The following is a 19,792-nucleotide window of genomic DNA, read 5'->3' on the forward strand; positions in this document are numbered from 1 at the left end:
TTGCTCCCTTCTTCATCGCCCCCTCCACACTTGATCCTGATTGCCCGGGCAACCAAGTACCGTTCGGGCTGAGCCTGTCGAAGCCCTGCGACTGCCCTTCGACAGGCTCAGGGCGAACGGAGGTATGTGATCGATCGCCCGGTGACTTACCGACCTTCCTCACTTGCCCGCCACCGCCGACACCGCGCGCAGCGTCAGGTAGGGCTTGTTCTGCGCATCCTTCAGCGCGTCCGAGTCCACATGCACGTAGTACGCGCCGGTCTCGCCGAGCTGCACCTGCGCCTCGTACACCCCGTCGCCCACCTCGCGTGCCGCGGCGCGCTGGCGCGTGCCGGCCGGGGCGACGAAGTAGCTCACCTTCAGATCCTTGATGCCGGTACGCGGCGTGTCCTTCTTGCCGGCGACGAGGCGGAAGCGCACCGTCGTCTTGCCCGGCGCCTGCACCGTCACCGGCACGGGCAGGAACTCGAGGCGCGGCACCGCGAGCCTGGCTTCGCTGACCGCGCCCGGCTTCACCTCGGCGCTGAAGCAGTGCAGCACCTGCGGGCGGTCGAGCATGAAGGCGACGTCGAACTTGCCCGACGCCGGCAGCGTCACCTGCGTCGAGAACACGCCCGGCTCGCCCTGCTTCATCGCGCGGTCGACCACCGTCACCGCGCGCGCCGTGTGGCCGCGGTTGAGGTAGCCGGTCATCGGCGCGTTCATGCCTTCCATGTAGAAGTAGGTGGTGTTGTTGGCGGGATTCACGACGAACACCGAGCCCTCGTCGTTGCGCGCCGCGAGGCTCGCCGCCAGCGGCAGATCGCCCGCCAGCTTGGGCGCCTCGCCGCCCGCGGCGAAGCTCTGCAGCACCGGCTCGCGGCCCTTGCCCAGCGAGTCCAGCTTCACCATCGTCACGCGCTCGCTCGCCAGGCCGCGCACGTAGGCGTAGCCTGCCGTGAAGGTCACCTGGTAGGGCTCGGAGGCGACCGTGATGTCATGCACGGCCTCGTCGCTGCCCGCATCGACCACCGTCGCGACGCTCTCCAGCGTGTTCAGTGCGAAGGCGAAGCGGCCGTCGGCGGTGAAGCGCACCGGCCCGAGCCCGGGCTTGGCCTGGATCACCTTGCGCGTCGCCAGCGTCTTGGCGTCGATCACGGTGATCGTGCCCGCCTGCCCGTCGGCGACGTACAGCGCCTTCGACAGCGAGGACTGCGCCACCGAGATCGGCCGCGGTCCGGTCTGCAGCTCCTTCACCTTCTGCATCGACGCGACGTCGAACACGCTCACCGTGCCCGCATCGCGGTTGCTCACGAAGGCGTGGCGCGAGTCGTCGCTGAAGGCGATCTCGTGGTGCCCCTTGCCGGTCGCGAACGTCTTCACCGGCTTGAAGCTGTGGGCGTCGATCACCGTGACGCCGCTCCTGTTGGGGTCGCGCGAGTTGTTGCCGACCCACACGTAGCGCCCGTCGGGCTGCACCGCGACGCGCACCGGTTCGTCACCCGCCTCCACATCCTTGACGACGCGGAAGCTCGCCGCATCGACCACCGCCACCTGGTCGGCGACCGGCATCGACACGAACAGATGCTTGCCGTCGGGACTCTTCGCCCAGTCCACCGGCGGCCGCTTGAGCATGATGCGCGTCAGCGTGCTGGTCACGCCGCCCACCGAGGTCAGCGGGTCGATCACGCTGATGCTCGGATCCTTGTTGAGCACCAGCAGGTAATAGCTGTTGAGGTCCACCATCGGCCGCACGCCGACCACGCCCTTCAGGTAGAGCGCGATCTTGTCCTTGCATTCCTTCTGCTCGTTGAGCTTCGGGTTCGAGATCACCTGCGCGAGGTCCAGCCACGCGCCCGGTGCGAGTCCCGGCAGCCCTTTGCCGGTGTTGGCGTCGGTGATGCGGAAGCGGATGTCGGCGAGCCCGCCCTCGACCAGCTCGGCGGCATCGCCGGCCGGGCGCGCTTCGAAGTCGATCGCCACGCCGTCGCGCACCAGGCGTCCGCTGGCCGCGGGCTTGGCATCCGCTATCGCCGACGCCGATGCGGACACGGGGGCCGGGGCAGCGACGGTCGTTCCCGACAAGGCGCACGACACCAGCAGCGATAGTGTTGCGAAGCGAAGTTTGCTCACGGTGGTCTCCCTCATTTTCAGAGGCGGCCCCAGGCCGTCCCTTGCTGCGAAATCCGTGGGATGGGGGCGCCGCCCTCGCGGCGCCCGCTCATCCGATAAAAAGCCGGGGAGTCCCACTGCCATGAAGACTCCCCTAAAAAACGCACCCGAAGGCGCGTTCCGGACCGTCTGCTCCGGCCGGGGCGCGGCTGGCAGAACCGCGCCCCGTGTTTGCTGCGTGATGCGTATTGCGGTGTTGCTTACTGCACCCGCACGATCCCCCAGCGGCCGCCCAGGTTGCCCAGCGACTCGAAGTCGCGGTACAGGTAGTCGCCCGGGACTGCATTGGCGCCGCCTGCGCTGGCCAGGTTGAAGGTGAAGTGCGCGGCCGGCAGGATGCTCTCCTGACCGCCCAGGAACATCCCCAGCGGGTTGAACAGGATCCGCGTCGAACCCACACCGAACTTGCGCGACGGATAACCGCTGATATCCGTGTTGTTCGCGCGGTACGGATCGCGCTGCCACACGTGGCCGTGGAGGCCGAAGGTACCCATCCGGCTGCCGCCCGACGCCTGCACCACGTGGATGCGGAAGGGCATGCCGCGGCCCACCGTCAGCACCGGGGTCTCCGGATCGCCGCCGACCAGGCTGTTGCTGTAGGCCATGTTGGCATTGGGCACTGCAGCGAAGCCTGCACCGTTGGCGTGACCGAAGGGCGCGTCCGGAGCCTTCTGGAAGCGGTACCACAGCGGCTCGACCTTGTAGTTCACCGCCATCGCCGAGTTGTCTTCCGGATCCTCATGAATCATCGGACCTTCGGCGGCGACGTTCTCCACCGGTTCGCCATTGGCCCAACGCATGTTCAGACCCTTCGCCCACTGCAGTGCGAAGTCACGGTAGGTCGCAAGCTCCGGCTTCGAGGTCTTGGTCACCGTTGCGGCGGCGCGCATGTTGCTGTCCTCGACCCAGGTCGATTCCGGCGGCATGGCGACGAACGCACCGTTAAGCCCCTTCTGCGTCTGCTTGACCTTGTCCGCCGGGATGATGTTGACCCCGCCGAACTCGATGCCCACCGCGGTAACGGTGTCGGTTGCCTTCTTGATGGTGGATGTCTGCGCGGAATAAGCGCGGCCCAGGTCTCCTACGTAGTATTGATAGGACGTCGTCGGGTAGGCATCGGTGGCATTCGCCCGCGGTGCGACCGTCTGCACCGGGTTGATACCCACGTTGGTCCCGTCGGACTTGGTCACGTCGTACATCAGCAGCTGGGTGTGGAGGCCAGCGTGCGCGGACGGACGCATCAGGTTGTTGTTGAAGCTGGTGGTGCCCACTGCGCCGTAACGGTCACGCACGACGACCGGCGACATCAGGTTGGGCGACGGCAGGTCAGGCATCACCGCCGGCAGGCGGTTCTCCAGCACCACATTCACGCACTCGCCGGAGGCCGCACGCAGCACCAGGGGTTCGACCGGGACGCCGGCTTTGAGCTTGCCGGTGGTCGCATCGAGATCATCCTTGCGCACGTACATGATCGCGGTCGGGTCGTGCAGCGGTCCGGACTTGCCGCCGATGGTGATCGACTGGCCCGTCACTTCGTCGATGATGGTCGCCGCCGGGATGCTGGTCGGACGCGAGTTGTACACCAGCGTGCCGCCATTGGCGTCGAGCGCGCCGCCGACATGCTTCCCGTCACTGCCTGCCATGCCGATGTTCAGGCCGAGCGGGTTGGACAGGACGTCGTTGGCGAGCGCCACCACCACGTTGAAGTTGCGCTGCTTGACCGGCAGCACACCGAGCTTCGGATCGACGTAGTTGTTCGGGCAGATGCCGGTGAAGTCCGCCGAGTTGGTGACACCAACCGGAAGCGGGTTGTTCGGCACCGCGAACAGGTCGGGCTGCAGCTCCGCGTAGTTGCGCATCACGCCCCACGAGCCGTTCCAGTAGCCTTCGATCGATGCATTGATCGAGTACAGGTAGTCCGCCTCGGTACGGGTCGCATCCGCATACATCGCCACCGGCATGCCGAGGCTGAACTGCTCGGAGATGCCGACCATCTGGCCGTTGCGCCAGCCGGAGTTGCCTGCCGCGCCGAAGGCCGAACCCGCCTGCAGCCACTTCACGCCGTGGATGCTGACGCTGTGCGCCTCTTCCTGGCCGCCGGCCTGCACACGGACGCGGACGGTGTCACCCGCGTAGGTACGCAGCATCGGCGTGAAGGGGTCGCCCGGCTTGTCGCCCGCCTTGTTGATGTGCGGCGGGAAGGTCGTGATGCCTCCGGTCGGGCCGGTCGCCTGCCTGATCGCGCCCGGTGCTTCGTTGAAGGCTGCGATCTTGCGGTCGGTACGGCTCTGCAGTGCATACGCCAGGTCACCTGCGAGCCCGTCCGCCTGCATCCCCGGCTTGCCGTCGGGGCCGATCTTGGTCGGGTCGTAGATGCGCAGCGCCACCGGTTCGTTGCGGTAGTTCACCACGAACATTCCGGGGTCATCCGCCGAGATCGCCTGCGGGCACGGACGGACCGGGCAACCGACCTTCTCGCCACCAGCGACGATGCGCTGCATGTCGGGGAAGATGGGCAGCGTGGTCTTCTTCGCCGGCGGGTTGATCGCGAAACGGAAGCTGTCCGGGCCGGTCGGGTACTTGACCGGGTCGGGGATGCCGTCCGGACCTGCACCGACATACACGCCGGCTTCATACGCATGCTGGAAGTCGGTGAACTCCAGGTAGAACTCGCGGTAGCTGTCATCGATCTTGTCGCCGTCGATGTCGCCACTGCTGATCACCGCCTGCCACGAGGTCGGGCCGCCGTCTGCACGGGTGTACAGCGGAGCGCCGGTCTCGGCCTGGTACCACTTCGAGCCCGCCGGTTCGGTCAGCACGGTTGCGTACAGGCCGATCTGCTGGTGGGTCGAGGGACCATAGTGGTCATGCGTGAAGATGTTGCCGAGGCCGCGGTCGATGTTGTACTGGTTCAACAGCGGATCCGAATACCAGCGCTGCTGCGTCGTGCGTGCGCCCATCCAGTCCGGACGATTGAACTGTCCGAAGTAGGGGTGAGCCTTCGGCACGGGGCAGACGTTGGTGCCGTCGCGCGGGTCGGTCGGTTCGGTGCAATGGTTGAAGTGGCGGACCGCGTGGATGCGCTCGACGATCGCTCCCGGAGAGATCGTGCCGTCCTCATAGTTCCAGCCGTTCGCCGCGCCGTCCGTGGTGGAAAGGTCCCACTTGGGCAGGTGAATGTGCTGGCCGATGATGTCGGTCGGCGTGCGCACCTGGTAGTCGTCCAGCTCGTAGAACTCCGGCACCAGGTTGGTGTGGTGATACATCGCGCAGTCGTACGTGTTCAGGCGCATCACCAGGGGCTCGGGCGGCTGCTGCTTGCTGATCACCGGCATCACGTCCTCCCACAGCGCGATGATGCGCTGTTGCGGGAAGTGGTAACCGGCCTTGTTGATCACCGCGTCGAACTGGATGTTGGCGCCCTTGTACACCCGTGGCGTGGTCGCGTTGAACTGCGACGCCTGCCCCGTGTACCACGACGTCATCGTCGCACCGCTATACCAGGTGCCCGCTCCCGCGGTGCTGGTCAGCTGCTTCTGCGTGTCGTCGATGCACGGTTCGGCGAACGGTGCCGCGACCGAAGGCTTGGCGCCGTTGGTCTTGAAGTTCGCCGCTGCCACCGTGGTGCCGCTCGGGTCGGCCTTGTAGCTCGCGTGCCCCGGCTTCGAGTGGAAGTTCATCGCCGCCTGCTCGGCATCCGTCCCTTCTTCGGGGAAGAACACCGCCTTCGCCGCCGTGAGCTTCTTCAGGAAGTCGACCGGGCTGGTCGTCACGATCGCCGTGGTGCCGGACAGCGTACCTTCCAGCGTGTGCCGCGGCAGACCGCCGTCCCAGCCGCCCGCCTGCGCCGGCACGAGGCCGTCCCACAGCGGGTCGGAGCCGTTGACCAGTTCCTGGGCCTTGGCCTGGGTGAGCATGTCGAGCGGCGGGGTCGGCGGACGCTGACCCATCGTGCTCTCGATGCCCGCGACCCAGAACGGATAGCCCGGGTTCTTCAGCGTGCCGTCGGTGTTCTTGTTGGCAGCGCTGCGGTCGATCTGCGCCTTGGAACCGGCGACGACGTCGACACCCGTGGCAGGGTTGGTGACGTACTTGGTGACGACGCTCACCTTGCCCGGCATCGGCGGCATCGCCTTGCCCGGCAGCGGCACCACCGCGGGGATCGGCGCGCCGACCACCAGTTCGCCGTCGGGATAGGCGCGGGCGCCCTGGGCCGGCGTGCCGTCCTTCAGCGCATACGGCGAGCTGTGGTAGCCCTTGGTGCCGTTCGACACCGCGAGCTTCGTGCCGGCCTCGAAGGTGTCGTGCACGCGCCACATGTACCACATGCCCTGCGCGAAGTGCGGGTAGAAGTGGCAATGGTAGATCGCGTCGCCCGGCGAGCGGTTGCGGTTGCCCGAGCCGCCGTTCACCATTTCATAGGTGTAGCCGGAGCCCGGCCCGACGCCCTGCGCGTCCAGGTAGTTGGAATTGTCGTCGTTGGGGTTGAACAGCCACTGGTGGTTGTGCAGGTGATACACATGCTGCTCCTGCCCCACGTGGATGTTGCGGTACTTCACGAAGTCGCCGATGTAGCTGTGATGCACGTTGGCCGGATCCTGCGGATACAGCGCCTTCGTTGCCTTGATGCCGGTGGTGCCGGCGGGCGGCACCTGGCCCGGCTTGAGCGCCTCCAGGCCGACGTTCGCGGGAATGTCGACCAGCTGCGCCGGATCGCCGACCACGTAGGCGGTGAGGAAGAACTCCTCGTACGCACACGAGGTGCAGTCGTGCATCGGGCCGACGCCGAGGCGGTTCGCGATGATCTCGGAACCGATGCCGCCGGAACCGTAGTTGATCATGAACGCGTCGCGCGTCGCCTGCAGCACGTAGCCGAACACCGGGTCGTTGTAGAAACCCGGGAAGGCCTGCGCGGTGGCCACTTCGTCATGGAAGATGGTGCTGAAGTCGCGGAACGGCTCGAGGCGGTTCGGGTAGGCCGGGTTGCGCTTGCCCATGCTCTCCAGCGGGTAGGTCGTCGCCGGGAAGGTGCCGTCCGGGTTCGGGCCCAGCACCACGGAGTCGATCTCGGTATGCACGATGCGCGTGCCGTCGACCGTGTTCACCACCGGCTTGCCGGCCTTGCCTTCGCTGATCCACGGCTCTGCGTTCGGATACCGCGCCTCGTAGTTCACGATCGGCTGGCCGGCCGCGGTCAGTTCGCCCGCCGCGGCGGTCAGAATGCCGTCGCCGTTCTTGTCGGCGGCAATGCGCATTTCCTCTTCGGACAGGACGTTGCGGTACGCGCGGCCGCCCTTGGGCAGCACCGTCAGCTGGCCGAACAGGCCGCTGGAGATGTTGCCGGCGGTGCCGTCGGCACCGAAGGTCGCGCCGTAGCTCGTCACCGCGAAGGTGCCTTCACGCTCGCCGTACAGCGTGTAGGTCTTCGTCTGGCCCGGAGCCGCCAGCGAACTCAGGTTCTTGCCGACGTTGTCGCCCATGTCGGCGATGCTGTTGACCGCCTGCATGCCCTGCGCGAAGAAGCCCACGTTGCGGTCGGCGACCTGGTCGTCGATGTGCATCTCCGGCGGCACCGCGTCGCGCGGGTTGGCCGTCGGGCTCAGCAGGTTGGTCAGGTTGACGGTCAGGCATTCGCCCGCGCCGATGCGCAGCACCAGCGGACGCGGCCGCTTGTCGGCGCGCAGCTTGACGTTGCCGGCGGACTTCGTGCCGCCCGCGGCGAGCGTCTTGCCGCTCGAATCCACCACGTCTTCCTCGAGCGCGAACATCATGCCGTTGATGTTCTGCGCGCCGAGCCGGTTGTACATCAAGGGCTGGTCGAGTGCCACGACATTGGCCACCAGCGTTTTCGTGCACGCGATGGCGGCGGTCGTCGTCGTTCCGCCACCACCGCCACCACCACTCGGCGGAGCTGCCTGAGCCTGGCCGGCGACGAACAGTGTCGCCCCGGTCAGCATCAGCAGGCCGGCCAGCTGCTTCAGCCGGCCCTGATAGCCGGCTGCGGCTGGCGCCCGCCCTTTCGGATAAAGGTACTTCATCGTCGTTCCCCCCACGGTTACAACGCTTTGGCCCGCGGTGTGCTGCAGACCCCGGACCCGTGTCCGGCGGACTGCACCGGGCGCGAGCCAAAATGGGAAAATCCCGTGGGCTATCTCGCAATGGTCGTGCCATTACAAAAAATCACGTTTTTTCAATGACTTGATTTTTTCGTGGGCGAAAAGCGGGGAAGATTCCCCAGTTTTTCCCCGTAGTGCGGGTGGGGTTTCCCCACGCAAACCCTGCAGTGACGCGGCTTACCCTGATCGGGTTGCATCGAAAGTCTTACCGGATACGCCAAAGTCATTGCTGCGGGTACGCGACAACTTGTGACAAATTTGGCTTTGGCGAACGATTGCCCATGTTGGGCGTGCGGATTCGACGAGATCGCGTTAAATCGGGGACAGCGCCCCGGAATTGGGGAATGGTCCCGGTGGACGGGCGCGGAGGGGCGTGGGGGCGTTAACGGGCTCCTGTTGCCCCCGGGATCCAGTCCCTCCCCCTTCAACGGGGGCGGAGCAGGGGTTTCGGCGAGCACTGCTCGCTGCCTGCGGAGCGGCGAGGCGAAGCCGAAACTACCGGCCAGGAGGGGGACGTGTTTCGCAGGTCTGTTTAACCCACCCCCGCCCCAACCGTCCCCTTCCTTCGTGTGTCGCAGTGCTATTAGCAGGTACCTTCCCCTTCAAGGGGGCGAAGACGGGGTTTCGCGGAGCACTGCTCCGCGCCGTCTGAGCGACGGAGTGAAGCGGAGGCTCCCAGGACAGGATGGGGGTGGGTTTCCTGTGGGCAGCCGCCGATCAAAACGCGACCGTCGTCCCCAGCACCGCGCTCCAGCGCGGCGTGAGCTGCACGCCGTTCACATGCTGGTAGATCGGGCGCTGGTAATACGCGTAGAGCTGCCAGTGCGGCGACATCTGCCAGTTGATGCCCGGACTCAGTGCGACGGTCGTCGAGCCCGTATCCTCCGGCTCGGCCTCCGCGCCGCGGTCGCGCGCCTTGAAGGCGACGTTGAGCTGCACCGGAATGCTCAGGCGCTCGCTGATCGGCTTCACCCAGCCGAAGTCCAGGTGCGTGCGATGCCCCGGGCGATAGTCGTCACGCTCGGCGGTGGCGAACTCCGCCGCCAGGCTCGCAAAGGCGGTCGAACCGCCCACCAGTTCCATGCGCCAGTGCGCCCCCAGCAGCACGTCGGTGGTGCCGCTGCCCGGCTGCAGGCTGCGCTCCGCCTCCTCGCCGTCGCCGTTCTTGACGTCGCTGCGGCCGGTGGGCAGCTTCACGCCGAAGCTCACACCGACGCCCTGCTCGCGGCCGCCCAGGAGCTCGTGCCGCGCCTTGATGCGCAGGTCGCCGAGTTCGCGGAAATCCCAGCTCTCCGGGATGTGGTGCACCTCGCCGTCGTGGCGGTGGTGGTGGATGTGCTTGTGGTCGCGGTCGATCAGCGGCAGCGTCATGCCCAGCGTCCAGTCCGGCGCGAGATCGCGTTCCAGCGTGAGCAGCAGGTTGCGATTGACGGTGCGTTTCTCGTCGTGGTGGCGCCGGATCTCGCCCACCGAGACATTGTCGTCGCCATGCATCGCGTGGCGCTGGTCGATGAACTCGAAGCGCAGGTCGAGGCGGGTATTGCCCGCAAGACCGGCGTTCATGAACGCCGAGCTGGTATTCACGGAGCAGAAGGTGGCGCCGCAGGACGCGACGGCGGCGAGCGGTGCGGACAGCGACAGCGCAAGAACGCTCGCTGCAAGCGGACGGAGGATGCAGGACATGATGGCTCCCTCGCCCCGGGCGCCGCGGGCAGCGGGCGGCCGGAGGGCTGAAAACGGAATCGGCAGGCAGCGGCCGTTCAGCCGATGCCGGGTGCGGTCGCGGGGATTCCGTCAGCAGCAGGGGGCGCACGCGGCGGCGGCGCAAGGTCGCGCCACGCCAGCGCGCGTGGCAGGGCACGGTCGGCGCCCGCGAGGACGGGCGCAGCAGCGGGGAGGAAGAACCACTCCGCCGCGGGCGGCGGACCGGAGGCGAGGCGCACGGCCGAGCAGCAGCAGTCCTGGCAGCGATGGCCGGCGGGGTGCTGCTCCTGCGCCTTGTCGTTCTTGGCCGCCGCCCGGCAGATGTCCGAACCGGGCACCGCAGCGCGCGGCGCAGTGTTGCCCAGCGCGAGGATGGGCGCCAGCCACAATACGAAGGCCAGCACGGCGACGACGACGCGTTCGCCCCGCTGGCGCGGCAAGGTGCCGAACGCCGTCACGGCCGCCTCGCCGTGCTACGCGATCCGGACCGGCAGCGGATATCGTCCGTGCTCATCGTCGTCGTTCCGAACGTCCGGCCAACGCTCCGCCCGAGCGCGCCCAAGGGCGCTGCCGAACGGCATGGCGTCGCCGGATCGATAATGATCCAAGATTCTCGTCAGGGACCAGGCGTCACAGGGTGCACTGGCCGCTATCGAGGCACTTCTGATAAACGCATTGCGCGGCCAGCCCCTTCAAGGTCCCGTCGCCCGTAGGCTCCGAACTGGCGTAAGCAATGATTCCGTCATAGGCTTCGGCGGAAATCGCCAGCTCCTTGCTCGTCGGCAGGGACATGAGATAGAACGCCTTGTCCTCGACCTGGGCAACAAGCCCAACGGCCTCCAGCGGCTTGCCCTGGTCGATCTTCTGGTCCGCGCCATAGACCTTGGAGACCAGATTGTCGATGATCGACACCTGCTTGCCCTTTGGTTCGGCCCCATACATGGCCTTCACCGCCGACTCCAATCCGGAAAGGGACTCTTCGCAGCCTCCGATCGTGAAGCCGATATCGTAGGGAATATTCGGTACGACAGTTCCGGGCTTTCCGGCGCTTGCGATACCCGCGAAGAGCACCATAGGAACCGCCACGGCGGCGATGAGGGTACGAATCTTCCTGGCCATTTCAAGCCTCCATCAGGATCAGGGATCTCGGCACAAATCCGCGGGCGCATGCCCAGGAATTCGGTTATTCACTCACTTCTTCGCGTGCTTCCTTTACGACAGGCAAGGGACATACCGTGCCGGTACCGCCCTGCGAATGCATTGATTCGCATCTATCGGGTTGACGCCGCTGGCGGCTGTTTCGCCAGCCCCGCGCACACCCTGGACAAACTCCCTTGCATGCCTGTGCGAGCGCTGCGCCTCACCGGCGCGCATGACGCCCGCCTCCTGCCAACCGGGATGGCCGCATTCATGGCTCATCTCCCGTCATGGGGCAGGGGAATTACAGCAGCCGGAACTCGGGTGCCGGCCTCGAACTCGGAACAGTCACCTCGCCCTCCCCCCCTTACTGCGAAGCGCCCACGCACGCGATAGCGACCGTCGCGGCGTTGTTGATGTCCGTCGCAGATTCCAGCTTGGGTTTCGGCGCGTCGGCAAGTTCGGTCGCCTTCGCAGCTACCGCAACGAGGATATCGATTGCATCCGAGGGCTTATTGAGTGCGAGCTTGGCGCTGGCCGCATCGACCTTCGCGAGCATGTTCGTCCTGTTCGCGTCGGCCGTACCGCCGAGGAACTTGCCAGCGACGATCGCATCTTTGACGTAACCGACTTCGAGTGAGCAGGTCTCTGCATTACTGGCTTGGGCCATCCCTGCACCGAAAGCGAAGGGAAGAGCAGCGATCGCGACGAGAGTACGAATGTTCTTGGCCATTTCAGAATCTCCGAAGGGTAAGATTTATTTGGCTCGGGGTCCGCAGACCCCTCGCCTGACACCACGTCGGCCGATGAAACGCTGGCAGTTCGAACCGGCGGATGCGTTACGGGAAGGTCCCGCGGGACATACAGCAACCGCTGTGCCAGGTATTCCGGTCGTGCCGCAACTCAGGTATTTCAAGGCTTTCACGGTTGACGCGGGGCCTTTCCCCCAATCCGGACCCCCACATCCGGGGGCCTCCATTTACAGTTTCGACATATATCGAAGGGCTTATACAGCTCGCAAGAGTGGACGTATCCCGCGGAATCAAAGGATTTGTCACGCACCTCGACGGTGCATGGGTACACCCCCCCAAAAACGGGCAAGATTCCCCACTTCTCAGGACATGCGCCCGGCGCGGCGGCCGCCAAGTCGCTCGAAGTGCTCGATCACGCGCGGCACGTAGCGGCGCGTCTCGGCGAAGGGCGGGGTTCCGCCGCTGCGCGCCACGGCCCCCGGGCCGGCGTTGTAGGCCGCCACCGCGAGCCCCACGTCGTTGCCGAACATGCCGAGCAGGCGCTTGAGATAGCGTGCGCCGCCGCGGATGTTGTCGGCGGGGTCGCGCGCGTCGGCGACGCCCATCTCGCGCGCCGTGTCGGGCATCAGCTGCATCAGCCCGACCGCCCCCTTCGGCGACACGGCCCCCGGGTCGTAGTTCGATTCGGCGCGGATCACGGCATGGATGAGCGCCTCGGGCAGATCGTGCTCGACCGCGGCCGCGGCGACCAGCGGCGCATACGGCAGGCTGCCGGTATCGGCGGCGGGAACCGCCATGCCGGTCCCGCCAATGGGGGACTTGCCCCCGCTTGCGGGGCCGGGCGTGGCGACGATGCGCTCGAAGCCGCGGCGCGGTTCGTCGGTGAGGGTGACCGAGCCGTCGGGCTCGACCTTCATATAGACGTCGGCGTGCGCGGCCAAGGGCAGCGCGAGCCAGGCTGCGAGCAGCAGCGGGGCGGGCGAAGGCATTCGGCGTCTCCCATTCTTGCGTCCTGACTGGGGAAAATTCCCCACCACCTCGGGGATTACGCAAGCGCCATGCCTTGTATTCCCGCGCCGCGTCACGCGTCACGCCACGGGCATGTTTCCTGCTCGCACAAATTGACGCCGCCCGAAGCCTGTTCCTACACTGGCGGACACCCACTTCAACTGAGCGACAAAGCCCATGGATGATCGTCGAATGTTCCGCCGCGGCCACTCACTTGCCACCTCTCGCGGCTTCACGCTGCTGGAACTGCTGGTCGTGCTGGTGGTGCTGGGCCTGCTCGCGGGCCTTGTGGCACCGAAATACTTCAGCCAGCTCGGCAAGTCGGAAGTGAAGGCGGCGCGCGCGCAGGTCGAGGGCCTGGTGAAGGCGCTGGACCTGTACCGCCTCGACACCGGCCACTACCCGTCGACCGAGCAGGGCCTCGCGGCGCTGGTGACGCGCCCCGGCAACGAGCCGAAGTGGGGCGGCCCCTACCTGCAGAAGAGCGTTCCGCAGGACCCGTGGGGCCGCAGCTACGCCTACGCGGCGCCGGGCGAGCACGGCGAGTACGACGTGTACTCGCTGGGCAAGGACGGCCAGCCCGGCGGCGACGGCGAGAACGCCGACATCACGAGCTGGGAGTGACGCGCCTGCCGCGTCGCGCCGGGACCCGCCATGCGCTACAACATCAAGGGGGTCGGTCGGGATGCGGGCGTCGTCGCGCTGACGCTTGACGCGACCAGCCTCGCCGACGCCCGTCGCCAGGCCGAGGAGCAGGGCCTGCGCGTGATGTCGCTGCGCACGGCGCAACGCCTGCCGGCGCTGCGCTGGCAGCGCAAGGAGGTCTTCCCGCTGGTGCTGTTCAGCCAGGAGCTGGCGACGCTGCTGAAGGCCGGCCTGGCGCTGATCGACGCGCTCGAGAGCCTCGCCGAGAAGGAGAGCGACGGCCACGCGCGCAAGGTGCTGGACGACCTGGTGCGCGCGCTGTACGAGGGCAAGTCGCTGTCGCAGGCGCTGGCGCGCGCGCCGGAGGTGTTTCCCGAACTGTACGTGGCGCTGATCCAGTCGAGCGAGAAGACCGGCGACGTCGGCGCCGCGCTGGGCCGCTACGTCGCCTACCGCAGCCGCGTCGACGAGGTGCGCCAGAAGATCGTCAGCGCGGCGGTGTATCCCGCGCTGCTATTCGTGGTTGGCTGCGGTGTGCTGCTGTTCCTGATCGGCTACGTGGTGCCGCGCTTCGCGGCGGTGTTCGAGGACGTCGGCACCAACCTGCCGTGGCTGTCGCGCGTGCTGCTGGCGTCCGGCCAGTTCCTGCACGCGCACCAGCTGGAGCTGGGCGCCGGCGCGCTCGCGGCGCTCGCCGGCGCGACGCTGCTGCTGCGCCAGCCGCCGGTGCGGCGCGCGCTGTCGAAGGTGCTGGAGTCGGTGCCGGCGATCCGCAAGCGGCTGTTCATTTACGAGATGGCGCGCTTCTACCGTTCGCTGGGCATCCTGCTGCAGGGGGGCATCCCCATCCTGACGGCGATCGGCATGGTGCGCGGCCTGCTGGGCGTGGCGACGCGCACCCGTCTCGACGAAGTCGCCGCCCGCATCCGCGAGGGCCACGCGCTGTCGTGGGCGCTGGAGGAAAACCGCATGGCCACGCCGGTGTCGCTGCGCATGCTGCGCGCGGGCGAGCACGCCGGCAACCTCGGCGAGATGATGGAGCGCACCGCGGACTTCTACGACGAGGAGATGAGCCGCTTCATCGAGTGGTTCGTACGCCTGTTCGAACCCCTGCTGATGACCTTCATCGGCCTGGTGATCGGCGTCATCGTGATCCTGATGTACATCCCGATCTTCGAGCTGGCGAGCAGCATTCAGTGATCGGCAGCGTATGCCACGTCTGCTTGACCCATCCCCATCCTGTCCTTCCCCTTGAAGGGGAAGGGACCTTCTAACGACGCGGCGGTCAATTTCATGGTGTCGCGTCGAGGGTTGGGCGCCCGTTCCGATTCAAAGCCCCGCCTCCGCCCCCTTGAAGGGGAGGTAGCCACCGTGCAGCACTCAACCTGGTGAAGGAAACTGCGCGCGCGGGCTTATTAGCAGGTCCCTTCCCCTTGAAGGGGAAGGAACCTGCTAAACCGGTTCTGATGTAACCCGATTCCGATGAAAAAAGGGCGCGGCTTGCGCCGCGCCCCCCTCTCCCTCCCCTGCATTCTTGCCGCGTCAGCGCGGACGCTCGAGGCCCAGCTTCTCGATGCGATAGCGCAGCATGTCGCGCGTGAGACCCAGCAGGCGCGCGGACTTGGTGACGTTCCAGTCGGTCTTGTCGAGCATCTTGATGACGAGGTCGCGCTCGACTTCGGGGACGCTGACGCCCGTGGGCGGCACCGACATGCAATAGCTGTCGAGCGAGTGGAAGTCGCGGTCGCAGGTGCCGTACAGGCCGGGGCAGATCGCCAGCTGGTTGGGCGTGATGGCCTTGCCAGCGGCGAGCAGCACGGTCTGCTCCAGCATGTTGCGCAACTCGCGCACGTTGCCCGGCCACGCGTAGCTCTTCAGCACCGCGAGCGCGTCGTCGTTGAAGTACAGACCCGGCTTGCCGTAGCGGCGGGCGTGCTGTTCGAGGTAGTGCTTCGCCAGCGTGACGATGTCTTCGCCGCGCTCGCGCAGCGGCGGCACCTTGACGGTGATGATGCGTAGGCGGAAGTAGAGGTCGCTGCGGAACTTGCCTTCGCGCACCATCTGTTCGAGGTCGCGGTTGGTGGCGCTGATGATGCGCAGATTGACCTTGATCTCCTTGACCGAGCCGAGGCGCCGGATGGTGCGCTCTTCGAGCAGCTTGAGCAGCTTGGCCTGCAGCGCGAGGTCGATCTCGCCGATCTCGTCGAGGAACAGCGTGCCGCCGTCGGCCGCTTCGACGAGGCCGGCGCGGCGGTCGCGCGCGTCGGTGAAGGCGCCCTTCTCGTGGCCGAACAGCTCGGCTTCCAGAAGATGGGACGGAATCGACGCGCAATTCACTTCGACGAAGGGGCCGCTGCTGCGCGTGCCGTCGACGTGCAGGGCGCGCGCGACGAGTTCCTTGCCGGTACCGGTCTCGCCGTTGATCAGGACCACCGGCAGCTCGTTCGCGGGCATGTGCTGCTCGGCCTCGAGCAGCTGGCGGATCATGTTCTTCATCGCCTGCAGCGGGGCCGAAGCGCCGATCAGCGCATTCACGCCGGCGTCGCGCGTCTCGCGCTCCTGGTAGAAGGACAGGGTCTTTTCCATGCGCCGCGCTTCGAGGGCACGCTCGATGAGGAGCTTGAGCTCGGCCAGCACGAGCGGCTTGGTGAGGTAGTCGTAGGCACCGGCCTTCATCGCCTCCACCGCGCGCTGCACGTTGCCATCCCCAGTCATGAGAATGACCTTGGTTTCCGGCTCCGCTTCGCGCACCTTGCCGATCAGCTCGATGCCGGTGATGCCCGGCAGGTTGAGGTCGGTGAGGATGACGTCGGGGTGCAGCACGGTCAGCAACTTGAGGGCCTCTTCGGAAGAGCCCGCCAGTTGGACGTCCCAGCCGTTGCGCTTGAGGCTGGTACAGATGTTATCGCCCAGGATCTCGTCGTCTTCGACGACCAGGATCGTGTTTGGCATTTCCTTACTCCTGCTCGGCTACCTTGAATGTCAGACTCACGGTGGTTCCCGCCTGCTCCCTGCTGTCCAGCACGACGGCCCCGCCAAATCGCTCCATTATCCGCTTTACCAGCACCAGACCGACACCCAGGCCGCCACGTTTCGTCGTGTGGAAGGGCTTGAAGGCCATTTCGAGCTGCTTCGCGGACATCCCGCAGCCCGTGTCGGAGATCTTCACGGTGACGCGGTCGCGCTCCGTTGCCTCCACCAACACGCCGAGGCGCCCGCCGCGCGGCATGGCTTCGAGGGCGTTGGACAGCACGCTGTTGAGCACCTGCTCCAGCAGCGGTCCGTTCGCATGCACCTCGACGGCCGGCGCCGCTTCGGGCGTCCAGTCGACTTCGATGCCGGCGCGGCGGATCTGCACCTCGTAGGTGGATAGCGCGTTGTCCAGGGCCATGTCGATCTTCACCGCCTCGCGTTCCTCACTGATCGGCTTCGAAAATTGAAGCAATTCCCGTACCCAAGTCGACAGCCGATCGACCTGGGTGACGATGTCGTTGAGGTTCTTCGCGGTCGCCGGATCGCCGACTTCGAGCGCAACTTCGGCGCTGGAACGGATCGACGCGAGCGGGTTGCGCAGGCCGTGCGCGACGGCGGAGGACATTTCGCCGAGCGCGACGAGCGTCTTGTTGTCGACGATCTCGCGCTGCTGGGCGTCGATCTGGCGCGCGGCACGGATGATGATCCAGTGCAGGCACAGGTAGATCGCTGCACCCGACAGCAACGCGGCGAGCCAGATCAGCAGGTAGCCGCGCTTGAGCGAGTAGATGAGATCGCGCGGTTCCTTGTAGATCTCGACGATGGAGACGACCTTGCCTTCGCGGTCGAGCAGCGGCACGTAGTTTTCGATGTAGATGTCCTCGGGGTAGCGCACGAACTGCTGCTCGACCTTGCCCCCGACGGAACTCTTCAGGTGGCCGCCCGCGATCCCTTCCTTGCGCTTGATGACTTCCTTCAGGTCGCGGTTGTCCGGAAAGCTCTTGCCGATCAGGGTCGCATTGGCCGACCAGATGACGAAGCCGTCCGGCGCGAACACGGTCGCGAGCAGGGCCTCGGGCATCAGGCGCAGGTGGTCGAAGAACTCCTGGCGCGCACGCGCGAGGTTCTCTTCCTCGATATGGAGTTCCGCGGCCGTGATGCGCGAGTCGAGGATGCCACCGAGGGAAACCTGGACGAGGCCGAAGCGGCCGTGGCGCAGCTCGATCTCGGCGATCGACTGGATGAACTGGGTGGTGAGCATCGCGTCGCGCTTGATCGCTTCCGACACGAAGAAGTTGGACAGGATCGCGCCCGAGACAATGGCCGCGCCGCCCGTCACCAGCAGGCTGACGATGGAAAACCATCGGCGCAGGTTGAAAGGTTTCCGGTTGCCGTCCATGTCCGTGAGACTCCGGAGGGAATGGGCGCCGGGTGAAATACCCCGAACACACGTTGCACCAGTGTGACGCCAAACCGCGGACGCCACCGTGACCGGCTTAACGTTACTGGATGTAGGCCGCGCAGTGGCATTCAGTCGCCATTTTTCCGCGCCCTGAGTTCCCCAGATTGGGTGATTACCCCCACCCAATTTTCCCCGCATTTTCCCCGGATTTGCCCTCCGGATACATATATCCGGATACAAATTTATCACCTTGGATGTATGGCATGTGATTTGCGGAAGACCGGTGCGCGTAGTCCAGATCCCCAACCGAGTTTTCGAGGAATACCGTCATGAGCCTCCCGTCCAGACGCAGTCCGACACCCTCCGTTTCGCTCAAACCGCTGGTCCGCACGCTCGCGCTCCTGTGTGCGCTGGGCGCCCCCGCCGCGGCCTCGGCCCAGGTCGTGCCCATCCCGTTCGAGACCGAGGGCATCGTCAGGAGCATCTACAGCCGCCCCGACGGCACGGGTGTCGAACTCGGCGTGTTCGGCCGCACTTTCCTCGTGCCGCCGGGCGCGACGATCCACACGCCCACCAAGACCCTGAGCGCCGCCGAGCTGACCGACCCGGCACGCTTCCCCGGCCTGTTGCGCGACGGCTTCGTCGGCTCCACGGCGATCCTGCTGGGCGAGGTGAAGATCGCGGCCGACGGCAGCGCGACGCCGCTGATCACCAGCGTGGCGATCGAACCCGCCGAGACGGTGCTGCTCGGCTCGCTGACGAAGAACGATGCGGGCGCGATGAGCCTGCTCGACATCCCGATGCGCGAAAGCACCGATCCGCGCCTGCTGTCGAAGGGCTACAAGAACGAATTCGGCTTCGCCGTGGATCCCGCGTCGATCCCGGTCGGCACCTTCGCGGCGCTGGAAGGCTATTACGGTGACGACGGCAACTTCTACCACTTCTCGCTGGAAGCGGCGGGCGGCGCCCTGATCGATCCGGCCGTGCCCAAGACCAGCATCACGAAAACCGGCTGCGTCCCCGGTTCGCGCCTGCAGGTGCAGGGCTCGGCGTACCTGCCCGCAGCCTCGACGATCGAATTCCGCAACCCGAAGACCAACTACCTGTACGGCTCGATGAGCACGACGGTGGACATCGAGGCGCCCGAGTTCGGCACCTATCGCTACAGCGTGATCGTCAACGAGGGCGAGGTCGACTCCGACGGCGCCTGCCCGTCGCAGGTCAAGGCGGTGAACCTGACCAACCTGAGCCAGGCCGTCGCGACCGTCGACGGGGTGACCGCACCGCCGCCCCCGCCGCCGGCCGGCACCGTGCCGACGAACGTCGCCCCCGTGGCGGTCGCGGACGCCGCGAACGTGTTCGTCGGCCTGGCGACCGAGGTGCATCTACTGGCCAACGACACCGACGCCAACGGCAATATGGACAGCACCACGGTGCAGCTGCAGTTCCCGCTGCCGCCGGGGCTGGACGTGCAGAATCCGCAGACCGGCGACGTGATCGTCACCGCGGCCGCGGCGGGGACCTATACCTTCAGCTACACGGTCGCGGACATCGGCGGCCTGGTGTCGGCGCCCACGCCGGTGACGATCACCGCCCAACCGGTGGCGATGGATACGGTCGATCTGACGCGCAGCAACTTCCGCGCGGACTCGGGCCGCTGGGAGGTGCGCGGCGCGACGAACCAGGCCGGCGCGCAGATCACCGCGACGCTGGTGCGCACGAACGAGACGATCGCGACGGTGACCTCGGACGCGACCGGGGCGTGGCAGATCGACGTGCGCAATTCGCCGGTGCGTGCGGTCGCGGGCGACATCGTGCGCGTGATCTCGAGCGGCGGCGGGCGCGACGAAGGGGTCGTGAATATCGTCCAATGAGTCGTCCAACGAGTCGTCCAGCAAGCCGGA

At 66.5% G+C, this 19,792-nt stretch carries 12 protein-coding genes; 3 read left to right on the forward strand and 9 right to left on the reverse strand.

The genetic code is table 11. The annotated features are described in order from the left end of the window. Positions 1-159 precede the first annotated feature (159 nt). From BW991_RS21330 to BW991_RS21360, 7 genes are all read right to left on the reverse strand, one after another. A complete protein-coding gene (locus tag BW991_RS21330; RefSeq protein ID WP_244551779.1) occupies positions 160-2,112 on the reverse strand; it encodes a cytochrome D1 domain-containing protein in 1,953 nt (650 codons plus the stop codon). 239 nt (positions 2,113-2,351) lie between these two features. Next, the gene (mnxG, locus tag BW991_RS21335; protein ID WP_076604131.1) at positions 2,352-8,189 is read right to left on the reverse strand and encodes a manganese-oxidizing multicopper oxidase MnxG; all 5,838 of its coding nucleotides are present in this window, start codon (positions 8,187-8,189) and stop codon (positions 2,352-2,354) included. A 795-nt stretch (positions 8,190-8,984) separates the two neighbouring features. After that, positions 8,985-9,950, reverse strand: a complete 966-nt coding sequence (locus BW991_RS21340) for a transporter (protein ID WP_084205184.1) — start codon at positions 9,948-9,950, stop codon at positions 8,985-8,987. Positions 9,951-10,027: 77 nt separating this feature from the next. Next, a complete protein-coding gene (locus BW991_RS21345) occupies positions 10,028-10,429 on the reverse strand; it encodes a DUF2946 family protein (RefSeq protein WP_076604132.1) in 402 nt (133 codons plus the stop codon). 172 nt (positions 10,430-10,601) lie between these two features. Then, complete coding sequence (locus BW991_RS21350; protein WP_076604133.1) at positions 10,602-11,090, reverse strand: hypothetical protein; 489 nt, start codon at positions 11,088-11,090, stop codon at positions 10,602-10,604. Positions 11,091-11,475: 385 nt separating this feature from the next. Further along, positions 11,476-11,841 (reverse strand): hypothetical protein, encoded by a 366-nt coding sequence (locus BW991_RS21355; protein ID WP_076604134.1) that lies wholly within the window; start codon positions 11,839-11,841, stop codon positions 11,476-11,478. Between the two features lie 381 nt (positions 11,842-12,222). Further along, the gene (locus tag BW991_RS21360) at positions 12,223-12,849 is read right to left on the reverse strand and encodes a lytic transglycosylase domain-containing protein (protein WP_076604135.1); all 627 of its coding nucleotides are present in this window, start codon (positions 12,847-12,849) and stop codon (positions 12,223-12,225) included. A gap of 196 nt (positions 12,850-13,045) precedes the next feature. On the opposite strand from BW991_RS21360, the gene gspG reads away from it, so the two are divergent. Further along, positions 13,046-13,492 (forward strand): type II secretion system major pseudopilin GspG, encoded by a 447-nt coding sequence (gspG, locus tag BW991_RS21365; protein ID WP_170879150.1) that lies wholly within the window; start codon positions 13,046-13,048, stop codon positions 13,490-13,492. A gap of 30 nt (positions 13,493-13,522) precedes the next feature. Further along, complete coding sequence (locus BW991_RS21370) at positions 13,523-14,713, forward strand: type II secretion system F family protein (RefSeq protein ID WP_076604137.1); 1,191 nt, start codon at positions 13,523-13,525, stop codon at positions 14,711-14,713. A 342-nt stretch (positions 14,714-15,055) separates the two neighbouring features. Here BW991_RS21370 and BW991_RS21375 read toward each other — a convergent pair whose 3' ends face one another. Together BW991_RS21375 and BW991_RS21380 are read right to left on the reverse strand one after the other, a co-directional pair. Continuing rightward, positions 15,056-16,465 (reverse strand): sigma-54-dependent transcriptional regulator, encoded by a 1,410-nt coding sequence (locus tag BW991_RS21375; RefSeq protein WP_076604138.1) that lies wholly within the window; start codon positions 16,463-16,465, stop codon positions 15,056-15,058. Between the two features lie 4 nt (positions 16,466-16,469). Beyond that, on the reverse strand, positions 16,470-17,885 hold the full coding sequence (locus BW991_RS21380; protein ID WP_076604139.1) for a sensor histidine kinase: 1,416 nt from the start codon (positions 17,883-17,885) through the stop codon (positions 16,470-16,472). A gap of 332 nt (positions 17,886-18,217) precedes the next feature. Here BW991_RS21380 and BW991_RS21385 point away from each other — a divergent pair, with 332 nt between their 5' ends. Further along, on the forward strand, positions 18,218-19,762 hold the full coding sequence (locus BW991_RS21385) for an Ig-like domain-containing protein (RefSeq protein WP_076604140.1): 1,545 nt from the start codon (positions 18,218-18,220) through the stop codon (positions 19,760-19,762). Positions 19,763-19,792: the final 30 nt, after the last annotated feature.

The sequence above is a fragment of the Aromatoleum tolulyticum genome (assembly GCF_900156155.1).
Taxonomy (GTDB): Bacteria; Pseudomonadota; Gammaproteobacteria; order Burkholderiales; family Rhodocyclaceae; genus Aromatoleum; species Aromatoleum tolulyticum.